Source organism: Nitrobacter sp. CN101 (genome assembly GCF_055390255.1).
The window spans coordinates 927,997-940,128 of sequence record NZ_AP038833.1; the positions used below are offsets into that span (position 1 = coordinate 927,997).

Here is a 12,132-nt window from a genome sequence, read left to right on the forward strand (position 1 = left end):
CAAATACTCTACAGGTTCAAAAGCGCCCGCGATGCCAGCATCGCCGTTCTAATTCAGGCGTCCCGGGGAAGGACCGACAGCACGCGCGCAATGAAGGCCGCGTACTCTTCCATGAAGCTACGCAGGAATTGCTCGGTTGATGGGGCGGTGACCTCCCCATCATCGGTAATGAGGTCGGGCGTGAATTGAATGTACGCTTCCGGGGCATTCATCTGCGGAGAATTGCAGAAACTCAGAACGCTGCGGAGACTTTGCTGGGCGACCGCGGTGCCGATCGCACCGGGGGAGGTCCCGATGACGGCCGAGGGTTTGCGCGTAAAGGAGTTCTTGCCGTAGGGCCGACTTGCCCAGTCGATAGCGTTCTTCAGGCCGCCGGGGATCGATCGGTTGTATTCGGGAGTGACGAACAGAACAGCATCAACAGCGGCGATGGCGTCCTTGAAGGCGCGCGCGGCCGGCGGAAAATCCGCATCGTAGTCGTAGCTGTAAAGCGGTAGTTCGTTGAAGGAGATCTCCGTCATTTCGAGGTGCGACGGCGCCAGCTTGACTAGAGCCAGAGCGAGTTTTCGATTGATGGAGTTCTTAGCAAGGCTACCGATCAGATATCCAACAGGATGCTTTTGCATGCTAACTCCTCGCTGTTCTGACGAGCCCGCTCGGCGCCTCTCGCGACTTCGTGGCCATGGCCGAAAGTGAAGCCCGTCGCGATGGGAGTCCAGCCGCTACAGCTTGGGACCGACTCCAGACTGCTTCAATATATTGGCAATTTCTTAATGGTTCCCGGGGTCCGTCGTCGGATAACCCGACTCCCCAATTTCCGGGCGGAGCATTACATTTCCCGCATGGCAAGTGGAGTATCGCGATGTCCAGTATGTGTTTCGTGTGTGGACGTCCCGTGGAATGCAAGAGTTTTTTCTTCGGGCTCGCGCATGTGGTCAAGCTCTTTCGTGTGTCCGGCCTCATGAAGCGGCTGTTCACACACCGCGGGCCTGTATGGAGATGCGCGGATCGGGTCCAAATCGGCGTGGCGCGCTCGAAGCGCTCCGAAACACACTGGTTTTCCCGACCCCGTCTCATTGACCGTTTGCCCTTACCCTTGATCGACCTGCTCACATTCTCGACGACCCCCAAACGCGATCAACGCCTCGCGCGCGGATCGCGTCCGAAGCTCTGTAAACCTTGCCCTTCGTCATCAAGGCCCAAGCGATCCGCGCTGTGCGGTTCGCGAGCGCCGCCGCAACGACCAAGCGAGGCTTTTTCTTCATCATGCGCCCGAGCCAGGATCCCTCGAGCGCTCCCTTGCGCGAAGCCCATCGAACGACCGTCATCGCGCCCCTGACAAGGAGCCGGCGCAGATCGCGCTGGCCCATTTTCGAGGTTCCGCCCAAGCGAGTCTTGCCGCCAGAAAAGTTTTGCCGTGGCGTGAGACCGAGCCAGGCCGCGAAGTCGCGCCCCCTTGCAAAGCTTTCCAGCGGCGGCGCAAGGGCCTCCATAGCGGTTGCGCAGATGACACCGATGCCTGGGATCGTCATCAATCGCTTGGCGGTTTCGTCTCGGCGTGCCCGCTCGCGAAGCTCGTTTTCGAGCAGCCCGATCTGTTCGGAGCCCAAACAAGCGTGCAAGAATGCAACGCTTACCAACTGTGCAAGTTCGCTCCCTGCTTCGAGGTTTCCTTTCCCTGTTCTTCGAACTAATTTCCCTGATAAGATTTGCAGGGAATTCTTCTAGAAGTGACTGCATCACGGACGTTTCTCGCATTGATTTTCGTCTCTGGCGCGCGAAACGGCCGAAATTCCCTGTAAAATTCCCTGTTAGCAGCGAATTTCAATGGAGATTTGGTTGCGCGTCACTGCGTCGCCAGCCATCCAGTCTGATATTTTCTAGAATCTCCAAAGGATTAGCGAAAAGCCCCGCCAATGGCGGGTTTTGTGCGTTCAGCTTTCGCCTCCGTGCGCCCCCTTTCATGGTCGGAGGCGCTTGAAATGCCAAAAGTCTCCGGCTGTCGCCCCGAATATTCCCGTTTTTGGGAATCCAAGACTGGAGACATAGTTCGATCCAGACTGCCGCCCGACGGAGGCAGTCCATTCCGATTAGTGATAATGGAATTCGGTTTGTTTGGGGCGTGGATTTCATCAATTCACAGCCACAGCCGGGGGGCGCAACTGGACGAATGAGCGACGCACTTGTCGTGACGTCGGTGCCCGACGGCATTGCTTGAGTTGGGCTAAAGAACCACTCGATCGGGGGCGCTGTAAAGAAAAGAGCTGAAAGGATATCGGATCGCTGCGATTGTGGGGTCTAATCCGGAGAGGTCACTCTCGAGTAGTACTCGTGGCGTCGTCGCGTCGATGAAAAGCTGGCTAAGTAATTTGCTGGAGGAAAACGTCAGTTATTAACCCCATAGCGGACGTTCTAGCCGAGCCTGCGCTTGAAGAACGAATGCTGGCTTGGATCGCAGCTGATGGCCATCGCGGCGAATTTGAATTCCTGTATCTATAGACGTCACGGGCGATCTTCACGCGCCCACGCTTCAGTTATCCACGAAAGAACTCAAAAAAATAAGAAAATAGTTCGCGCGAGACCGCTCTAGCGCAATCCATGGTAGAATGTGGCTTTCATTCTCAATGGATCCCATGGCATTCACAGCAGCAACGAAAAATCCAGTAAACGCGCCGAAGGGTATGCCAACTTCTCAAAAGGTGATTGCGGAAAGTGTCGCTAACGAACTCATTTTTGGAATCGTCGGTCACGTCGGATCCGGAAACACGACCGTCGCAGAGACGCTAAAGAAAACGCTCGAGGGAGTTGTCTCCGGTGGGAGCAATTACAAAGTCGCCGTCATTAAGGCGCGGACTGTCATTGAAGAAGGCATGAAAAGATTGGGGCGAACGATCGCCACGACCAAAGACAAAAAGTTCATTGCCGATGTGATCAAATACCAAGACGCGGGAGATGAGCTTCGGCAGAAAGATCATGCGGCCGTTGCTAGAGGAGCAGTCGCGCTTATCCGACGCGAACGCGCTATAATGCAAGGGTCGCAAGCTGAGCCAGAGAAGCCCGTCGTTCCTGACGGAAAGCCGCGCGCGTTCATTATCGACTCCGTCAGACATCCCGCTGAGGTCGGGCTGCTAAGGCGCATTTACGGTGACGCCTTTGTTTTGATTGGCGTTGTGTCTGAATACGAGGAGCGGCTCAAAAGGATCTCCAGCAAGTATGAAGATGCGGGCGAGGCGGCCGCGAAGAAGTTCATGCAACGGGATGCTAAAGCGCCGGAAAAGCATGGGCAGCGAGTTTCGGACGCATTTCATTTGTCTGATTTCTTCGTCGATAACACCGAGAAGCGAATTCTCCGGGATGGGAAAGGGAACCCAAAGTGGGAGGTAAGCCAGGATTTGGAGCGCTTGACCATGCTGGTCTCGCATGCCTCAGTTGCTCGTCCAACAACCGCAGAAACCGCAATGCACGCTGCAGCGGGTGCTGCAATGAGAAGCGCTTGTATGTCGCGGCAGGTTGGTGCGGCTCTTATCGACCGGGTTGGCAACTTGGTGGCAACAGGAACGAACGAGGCGCCAAAGGCGGGTGGAGGTGTTTACGGATCGGGCTTTGTACACGGAACGGAAGATCATCGTTGCGCCTATACGAACAAATACTGCAGCAATACCTCTAACCAAAAGGCAATCGCAGAAGAATTGCTCCAGGAGGTGCTTGGGGATGACGCGCGCCTGAAGGACGCGAGTTTTCGCGATGCTGCTTTGAAGCGAATTCGCGGGGGAAGGATCGGTGATCTCTTAGAGTTCAGTCGGGCTGTTCACGCCGAAATGGACGCGCTGCTAAGTGCCGGTAGAATGGGAGTAACTACCGTCGGTACCCGGTTGTTTGTCACAACTTTCCCATGTCATTATTGCGCCCGGCATATTGTTTCAGCGGGAATCGATGAGGTTCAGTTCATTGAGCCTTATCCCAAGAGTCAGGCGCTCACGCTACATAAAGACTCTATTCAGTTCGAAATGGGTCGGGAAGGCTGGAAGCCTCCAAGCGAACAGGTGGATGGTAATAAAGAGACTATCGAGCGCCGCGTTTTGTTTCGGCCGTTTACTGGCGTTGCGCCTAGAATGTATCGCCGCGCATTCGAGAAAGACCGCGAGCTGAAAAACTCCTTCACGGGGCAACTAGATATTCAAGATCCTGACTGGGAACTCCCTATGACTTATCGACGAAGAGTTATGCCGAGTTAGAGACCGCGCTCACAAAGGATATCTTGTTATGAGCGAGGGTCGTTCACGGCCTCACTTGCGCATTGTCAGAGTGCATGACGGCGTTAATCACTCACAGCCCCAATCCGCGACGATGCCCACGAGACAGCCGATGCTGTTTTCGGAATCGTCATCCTACACGCTAGGCTTCATAAAAGCAGGTGAGCTCGACGCAGAGCGCTTGGTGAGTTTGATCCAAGATGCAAAGCCGCGGATTATTTTTGATTTGAGGCCAGCTCCAAGTTTTGCTCGCGGCACAATACAACGGCGCACTCTATTCTCCCTATTTGCGAAAAACAGAGTCGATTATTATGACGTTGCGGGGGTCCTGGGAGTAACTGCTGCGCGAGACGGGCTTCTTAATCCCTCGCTTCTAATAGACGCTATCCAAGTCAATATTCTTCGCAAGAAAAAAGGTCTTTTTGGACCGATTTTCTTTTTTATCGACCACGATCTCTTCAGTGAAAATTATTTTACGGCAATCGCAAATCGCTTGCCGCACCAAGATGGAAGAGGTTGGGATATTGCATGCTGGCCTAACCAGGGAAGCCCGGATGAACATGCCGAGCGTGATCTCGTTTTTATAAGTCACGCAAATCCGGAAGACAATGATATGGCGACGTGGCTTTCTTCGCGTATTGCCGCGCACGGATATCAGGTCTGGTCGGACGTCACTCGCATTGTGGGCGGCGAGCTCATTTGGGACACTATCGAACACGCCATTCGCCAGCGCGCAGCGAAGGTAATCGTCCTGCTATCGAAGCGGGGGCATCAGAAGCCTGGGGTGCTTGATGAGGTTAATGTTGCTATCGCCACCGAACGCGCTGAGGCGCTTGAGCGTTTCGTTGTCCCAGTTCGTATTGATGATCTTCCTTTCACCGCGGTGCGCGCCAATCTCGCTCGAAAGAATATCATTGATGGCTCACTCAACTTGGCGGACGCGCTTCATAAACTTTTGAAGGTTCTTGATCAGGACCGGGTGCCCCGCACGAAAGGAACGGTAGATCTTGGTGATTGGACGCGCAATCCTTCGTCATCTTCAAGCGACCCTCAATGGGATTGGCTGTTCGAGAATAAAATCGCAATAACATGCTGGCCTACCGTCATCAGGAGGTTCAAAAGTAGTGTTGCCGCCTCTGAGCTGCCCTTTATTAATCATTCTATTCAGGGCGGAAATGTCACCTTTGAAACTTATGCAAACGCAGCTCAATCGTTCGGGGGGCAGATTCAGAAATCCGGTGAAACGGTGCTGTCAGTTAACGAGTGGCCCGGTTCGAATGATTTGGTGTTCTCAGATCGCGGAGAAATGTCGCGGAGTCTATCCAGCCTCGCCCGACAGTCCTGGGATCGCTATTGTGCTTCGATTGGGATGTCGAGCCATCAACTTGCCAATCGCTCAATTTGCTGGTTTGTAAAGCACACTGACAGGAATGGAAATCGCGTTCGGTTTAAGGATCATCAAGGCGTCGAGCGCACAAAAGCGATCGTCGGCCAAAGCCCGAGGCGTGGTGTTTATTGGCACTTCGCAGTCGAAGCGAGGCCAAGCATCGTTGATGGCTCCATAAGAGTTATCCCACATGTGCTTTTCTCTAGCGATGGTATCAGCCCCATACCAGACGCTGATAAGCAGCATTCTTTGAGGCGTGGCTTCTGCCGGAGCTGGTGGAATGCGAGATGGCGCGATCTGCTTGTTGCAATTCTTACCTACATTGCAAAAGGTCAGGATACCATACAGCTTCCAGTCTCAGACACGGAATACATTCGTATTTCGGCTCGGCTATCTGTTCACAATATATCGATTAATAGCGCTGTTGAACGACACGGGCTCCAGGTCCAGGGACCTCGTTTGCTCACGCTATCCGAGCCAGCAGTAGCGGTGGGCTACGGTCAAACGACGGATTATCCGAAGGAAGGGTTGATGCAGTTTGGCCCTGTCGAGTTTTCTCGGAATCCGACGGCGATTAGAGTGGGTGTCGTTGGAACGCGGGAGGGGGTCGAGCTCTTTCAACGTTGGAGCAACCAGTTTAATTCATTTAGGCGAGCACCTTCTGATGTAAGAAATTCGCCACCATTTCCGGGATTTGAAGCGGTGTTTGGTGCAGCGTGGCCACTTAGCCCGGCTCGAACGATTGTGCTTTCAAGAACCGATGTGATCAACTCGATCTTGCTTAAAGATCGTCATCAGGCGCTCTATCGCACAACGGGACTTTTTTCTGATGCGATCGAAAGTGCACTGAAGAATGACGACGTGAATGTAGATATTTGGTACGTCATAATCCCGGATGAAGTCTACATATATGGCCGACCAGAGTCGCGCGTTCCTCGTGCTATTGCTATAGCAACGCCAGGTGCACTAGGACGTCAAGCGGCGAAGAGATTTACAGAAGAGTCTGGCCTGCCCCTATGAGGTGGTCCGGTTTCAGTCTTAATGCATAATCGGCTTTTCGGCCATTGCTTGCGCTGCTGGCGGAAGCGATCCGGCTGGCTTTGAAGGCCAGGCGATGGCCTCTGGCGCCGGCGGTTTATATCCGAGCGATGAGTGTGGTCGCTCGGTGTTGTAGTAGCGCCGCCATGCCTCGATGATGACCTTGGCCTCGGCGAGGCTGTAGAAGATCTCACTGTTGAGCAGTTCGTCGCGAAGCTTCGAGTTGAAGCTCTCGCAGTAGCCGTTCTCCCAAGGGCTTCCGGGCTCGATGAACGCGGTCTTGGCGCCGACAGCTGCAATCCACTCTCGCACTGCCTTGGCGATGAACTCCGGCCCGTTATCAGAACGAACGTGGCCGGGCACGCCGCGTAGGATGAACAGGTCCGACAAGACGTCGATGACGTCGGTCGAGTTGAGCTTGCGATCAATCCGGATCGCCAGACATTCTCTGGTGAACTCGTCGATGATGTTGAGCATGCGGAACTTCCTGCCATTGTGGGTCCGGCCCTCGACGAAGTCATAGGACCAAACATGGTTTGGATGCTCGGGCCGAAGCCGGACGCACGATCCGTCATTCAGCCAGAGTCTGCCTCTCTTCGGTTGTTTCTGAGGAACCTTCAGCCCCTCCCGCCGCCAGATACGCTCGACACGCTTGGCATTCACCGTCCAACCCTCGGACCGCAGCATCGCCGTGATCCTGCGATAGCCATAGCGGCCGTAGCGTAAGGCCAGACTGATGATGTCGGTCGTCAATGCCTCTTCATCCGGTCGGCTTTGCGGCTTCTTGCGCTGGGTCGAGCGATGCTGGCCCAGAACCTTGCAGGCAAAGCGCTCCGAGACGGAGAACTTCACCATGACATGGTCGACGCAGCGGCGACGGCGGGAAGGGCTCAGAAGTTTCCCGAGGCAGCCTCTTTCAGGATCAGCTTCTCGAGCGTCAGGTCCGACACTGCCTTGCGCAGCCGGTCGTTCTCTTTCTCAAGCTCTTTCAAGCGCTTTACCTGATCGCCCTTCAGGCCACCAAACTCCTTGCGCCACCGGTAATACGTGAACTGCGTCACGCCGATCGAACGAACCGCTTCGCCAACCGATCTGCCTTGTGAAAGCAAAACATCGACCTGGCGCAGCTTCGCGACGATCTCTTCCGCCTTGTGCTTCTTCTGGGGCATTCCAATGTCCTCTCTAACGGCTAATAGCCTAATTCAGGGAGGACCACTTTTCAGGGGGCAGACCACTGAGCCGCAGGAGGATGAAGGCTCCAAGCCGCCGGAGCCACAACCACAGATCTCCGCGCCGCAACAACCTGCTCCTCCTCAGGTGCGCCGTGTGCAGGACACCGACGAACAGCAGAAGGCGCAGATTCTTAAAGCCGAGCGGGATCTCGAGGCGGATCGCCTACGCAAATACGTCAAGCGCCTGACCAAGAAGGTCCAGGCCCATCTGGTATACCCAGATGAAGGCCGCGGAGTCGGTCTGCATGGCAATGCGAGAGTGTCCTTCACGCTCGCTCCTAGCGGGCAGATCAAGCCCGGCACGCTGGCGATCGCGGAAAGCAGCGGCCAGTCGAAACTCGATGCCAGCGCGCTCGCGACCGTCCGCGCCAGCGCACCCTTCGAACCGCCGCCAAGTGAGATGAATGTTGCCTTCGTCGTCGGTTATGGGAAGAAGAATTAAGACAGGCTGTCAGCGCTCGATCGCATGACCAAAGAGGAGATACTTCCTTATTTCGAGGCGCTCCATGCTTCGCTCGCGATTCCGGTGCTTTATGTTAGCCATGACCTCTCCGAAATTGAGCGGCTGGCTGACCGCATGGTATTCTTGCAGTCCGGACGGGTTGTCGCCGCCGGCCCACTCAATGAACTGCTGACCGATAGCCACTTACCGCTCATGCGCGGCTCCGAGGCTTCGTCGGTTCTCGAAACACACGTTAGCGCCAATAATCCGGGAGATGGCTTGTCGGCGCTGGTCATTGATGGCGCGACGCTGCTGGTGCGGAGCCGAGTCGGAAAGGCGGCAACCTTGCAGCGTGTTCGGATCGCCGCGAACGACATCAGCCTTGCTGTCGAGGCTCCTTCGCCGACAACAATCTTGAACGTCGTGCCGGTGCGGGTGCAGGACCTGTACCCGCTCGACGACGCGCAGATCAATGTCATGCTCACGATCGGTCATCGTGAAAACGGCCCCAAGCTGCTCGCCCGTATCACGCGACGGTCGCAGCATGCGCTTGGCTTCATGCGCGGTCAGGATGTCTATGCGCAAATCAAGGCCATTACGATGGTTGGCCCGGTGCCCGCCACCACGATCAAAGCCGATCAATAAGTATGTATGGCAGTCGTCCCGGCGGAAGATACTCGCCTCACTGCCACATCGTGGCTGATGAGAGTCGAATCCGCAGCGTGTTCGCGACCACTATTCGCCGAGCCTCACTGCCGTCGGATTGTCCTGTTTTCGTGTTGGCGAAATCGTGGAGATCGGCGCTGCGACCTCGCCAGTCGTTTCATCGTTTCATTTCAAGGCGGCGAGCCCTTCTCGAGAAATACGCTCGCCGTATCTCCGAGCCTCACGAGAAAATCGCGATCGCCCCACCATTGGCCGACCAATAACATAAAGCTATGACCCACCTCGCGGCGAACCGAAGGGTTGGCGTCGAGGTACAGCGCAAGCTTTTCCTTCGGCGAGCACTTCTCGTCTGATTGACAAGCTACACCGCCCGCCTGAGACCGGACTACAGATTGGTGCCGGCCCACAGCGGTATCTGCTGTTGGGCCGGCATGATCTTTAGACGAAGAAACTTGTTTTAGAAGAAGAAGCTGGTCTGGAGATAGCCGTAGAAGGTGTCGGCTGTGGCAGGCGCGTTGGGGGCGGTTTGCAGAAATCTGCCTTTGATCAGGTAGGTGACCCCGGTATCCATCAGCCAGGCGTCCGGGATGAGCCAGTACCGCAGGCGAGTCTCGATCTGCTGGCCGGCGAAGTTGCCGGATCGGCCGGTACGGTCCCGTACCCCTGTGGTGGCGAAGGAGTCGGTCGCGTCCGCCAGGAAGAGCGGGCGGTAGGTGACGAAGGCATCCCAGATCGGGCTCGGCGTGACCTCCAAGCGTATGCCCGGCGAGATCAGGTTGGACCGCTGCACCGCGCCGTAAAGGCTGGTCGGACCGTATTCCCAGCGCCGGGCGCCGAACAACGTGTCGAAACGGGTGAAGGTGGCAGGGTTGGCGCTGTCGCCGCTGGCTTGATCGTATTGAAACGAGACCCGCGGCAGCCACGCCGTATTGAAGGTGTAGCCCGCCCACGCATGGAAGAAGTAGGCCGAGACATGGAGGTCGCGCCTGTCGGTGATGGCGGCCGTCTCCCGGGCGCGACCCGTCTGGTAAGTCGTTTCGACCTCCCAGTCGAACTGCGCAGGCTTCGGCGCCTTCCATAGCCGGAAACCGGGGGTGAACAGGCGGCGGTTGCGGGTCTGCAACGATCGCAGGCCTGACCCGGTATCATCCTCGTACAGGCCGTAGCCATAGAGCTCGAGGGTTCCGCCGAATACGTTCGCGAAGGTATAGGAACCGCCGTAAAATTGCAGATCCAGGTTCTCCTCATCCAACACGATCGCATTGTCGAGGATGCCCGGCACGTCGTTGGGCAACCGGTTGTGCGGCATGGTCCAGAACACGGTCATCTGATCCTTGTTCGCGCCCTGCCAGTCGAAGGACGCGCCGGTGAAGGCATTGATGGTGTTTCGGTAGTCGTTACGCGCCATGAGGCGGCGTGAGCCGACGTCCTTCGTGAACCGGCCGGTGGTGAGGCTGCTATTCGAACCATTGCCCGTTTGCTCGGAAAGATCGAACTTGAGATAGGCCTGGGTGAGCTCGAGGGCGTTCACCTCCGTGGTGGAGGCTGACGAGTTCGGTTTCTGCAAGTAGCCGCGGCTGTCGAACACTTCGCCGCCGATCTTGATCTTGTGGCCGGTATCGTACTCGGCATAAATGTTGGTGCGGAGTGCGAGTAACACGTCGTCCTGCGGAGCAGGTGACGGACGGAACTGGTTGTTGATCCCTTCGATGCGGGAGCGGAAACTGCCCCCGATCTTGAGATTCTCGGGTCGTCCCAGTGCGTCGTAGAGCGTGAACACCGGCTTCGTCGTGTTCGCCTTGAAGTAAGGAAACGTCAGCGCCTGGACCTGGGCTTCCGACCAACCCTGAGCATAGGTATCCGCCCAGCTCGGGGCGGCGAGTGGGGCATAGTCCTGCCTTCCCTGCGCCTGCCGCTCGGCCTGCGTTTTTGAACATACGTCAGGTTCGCTGCATCCGCCTTCATCGTGTAGTGAACGCGCCTGCGCAGGATTCGATGGGATGGCGACAAGCAGGACGGTGGACAGGAATGCCAGCCCCGCTGTCGAGCCGAGGAAAGAACTCTTCAAACTATTCATATCACCCCCCCCCCATGCTGCTCTGTCATGCGGGCTCGGATCCCCGCTGAGCTGCAACATTCGAAAAACGTTTCGCGCAGTCGTTGGCTGACCGCAGCCGTCCGCGCATGCCGGGGCGCTCCTCATTAACGAGGAACGCGCGCGACCACCCAGAACAGCGATCATCTAAAAACAGAACGACTCGGGATGCTCCCCGGCCGATAGCCTATCGATATAGTTTTCACTATACAGCCTATCGATATAGTTTTCGCTATACACCGAATCTCGTGTTGTCAACGACCAAGCAGCTATTTCAGGTGAATGAAAGGTCCGGGTGGGACTGAAAGGCAACACCAACGCCGGATCATGCAACCGATGATTGCCGTTCTGCGATCAACCATACTGCTTTTATTTGCGCATATATCTTTTGACCAGCCGCGAAATCCAACATGTTGACCGCTCCGCGCGTGATGCGAGCAAGCAGCTTCGGTCCTTCATCTCCGTGTCTGATCGTCACGACAACATTTGTCTACTGGTTATCCGGTCCAGTGCGGAAAGCGGCTTCATCAGCAACAGGCGCAGCTATGACAACAAGGCGCGGCCAAGAATCACGCGCTGCCGCTCACCGCCCGATATGGCGCCGTAGACCGATCAAGAAACGCGGCAATGCCCAGCAGCTCGATGACTTGATCCTGCCGGATTTTCTCTTTCGCACCGGACTTCAATGCGCATCGTGGCCCATAACTCGCCGACGGTGTGAGCAAAGCCCAAGCGTCACGGGTCATAAATCCTGGTCGCGCCAAGCTATGGTCGTGGGACCTCGCTTTTTGAGGTGCTTGGCGAGGCTGATTATACGCGTGCCTTTGCGTGCGTCCGATACGGAAGCGCGGACTTGCGCCGCCTGATTCTGCCACGCTGCTCGCGGACGGCTAATTGATGCAGTCAAAGGGGAGGGCTGAGACTATCTCGCCGGCGCCGCTAGCCTTTACGCCCGCAAATAGTCGTTGTATGATATTAACAGTAACGTGTGAGTATCCGTTGATTTTCTTCACGGTCGA

The 12,132-nt window shown here is 56.2% G+C and carries 9 protein-coding genes; 4 read left to right on the forward strand and 5 right to left on the reverse strand.

The window, feature by feature from the left end; translation table 11 throughout:
- Window positions 1-53 precede the first annotated feature (53 nt).
- Together ACZ5IL_RS04415 and ACZ5IL_RS04420 are read right to left on the reverse strand one after the other, a co-directional pair.
- The gene (locus ACZ5IL_RS04415) at window positions 54-626 is read right to left on the reverse strand and encodes an NADPH-dependent FMN reductase (RefSeq protein WP_464595392.1); all 573 of its coding nucleotides are present in this window, start codon (window positions 624-626) and stop codon (window positions 54-56) included.
- A 483-nt stretch (window positions 627-1,109) separates the two neighbouring features.
- Window positions 1,110-1,532, reverse strand: a complete 423-nt coding sequence (locus ACZ5IL_RS04420) for a transposase (RefSeq protein WP_464595394.1) — start codon at window positions 1,530-1,532, stop codon at window positions 1,110-1,112.
- 1,101 nt (window positions 1,533-2,633) lie between these two features.
- On the opposite strand from ACZ5IL_RS04420, the gene ACZ5IL_RS04425 reads away from it, so the two are divergent.
- Window positions 2,634-4,235: an anti-phage dCTP deaminase gene (locus tag ACZ5IL_RS04425; protein ID WP_464595395.1), complete on the forward strand. Its 1,602-nt coding sequence runs from the start codon at window positions 2,634-2,636 to the stop codon at window positions 4,233-4,235.
- A gap of 130 nt (window positions 4,236-4,365) precedes the next feature.
- Window positions 4,366-6,660 carry a toll/interleukin-1 receptor domain-containing protein gene (locus ACZ5IL_RS04430; RefSeq protein WP_464595397.1) on the forward strand — a complete coding sequence of 765 codons (2,295 nt, stop codon included), beginning with the start codon at window positions 4,366-4,368 and terminating at the stop codon, window positions 6,658-6,660.
- 18 nt (window positions 6,661-6,678) lie between these two features.
- Here the strand turns inward: ACZ5IL_RS04430 and ACZ5IL_RS04435 are convergent.
- Window positions 6,679-7,847, reverse strand: a protein-coding gene (locus ACZ5IL_RS04435; protein ID WP_464592339.1) for an IS3 family transposase whose coding sequence is annotated in 2 segments (ribosomal slippage) — window positions 6,679-7,583 and window positions 7,583-7,847 — 1,170 coding nt in all. Because the reading frame shifts where the segments join, the coding sequence is not laid out codon by codon here.
- Between the two features lie 4 nt (window positions 7,848-7,851).
- On the opposite strand from ACZ5IL_RS04435, the gene ACZ5IL_RS04440 reads away from it, so the two are divergent.
- Entirely contained in the window at window positions 7,852-8,352 is a 501-nt protein-coding gene (locus ACZ5IL_RS04440; protein ID WP_464595398.1) for an energy transducer TonB, read from the forward strand.
- A 24-nt stretch (window positions 8,353-8,376) separates the two neighbouring features.
- Window positions 8,377-8,997 carry a TOBE domain-containing protein gene (locus tag ACZ5IL_RS04445; protein ID WP_464595399.1) on the forward strand — a complete coding sequence of 207 codons (621 nt, stop codon included), beginning with the start codon at window positions 8,377-8,379 and terminating at the stop codon, window positions 8,995-8,997.
- 478 nt (window positions 8,998-9,475) lie between these two features.
- Here the strand turns inward: ACZ5IL_RS04445 and ACZ5IL_RS04450 are convergent, their stop codons facing one another.
- Both ACZ5IL_RS04450 and ACZ5IL_RS04455 read right to left on the reverse strand, forming a co-directional pair.
- Entirely contained in the window at window positions 9,476-11,095 is a 1,620-nt protein-coding gene (locus ACZ5IL_RS04450) for an alginate export family protein (protein ID WP_464595400.1), read from the reverse strand.
- Window positions 11,096-11,438: 343 nt separating this feature from the next.
- Window positions 11,439-11,591 carry a TOBE domain-containing protein gene (locus tag ACZ5IL_RS04455; protein ID WP_464595402.1) on the reverse strand — a complete coding sequence of 51 codons (153 nt, stop codon included), beginning with the start codon at window positions 11,589-11,591 and terminating at the stop codon, window positions 11,439-11,441.
- Window positions 11,592-12,132 lie beyond the last annotated feature (541 nt).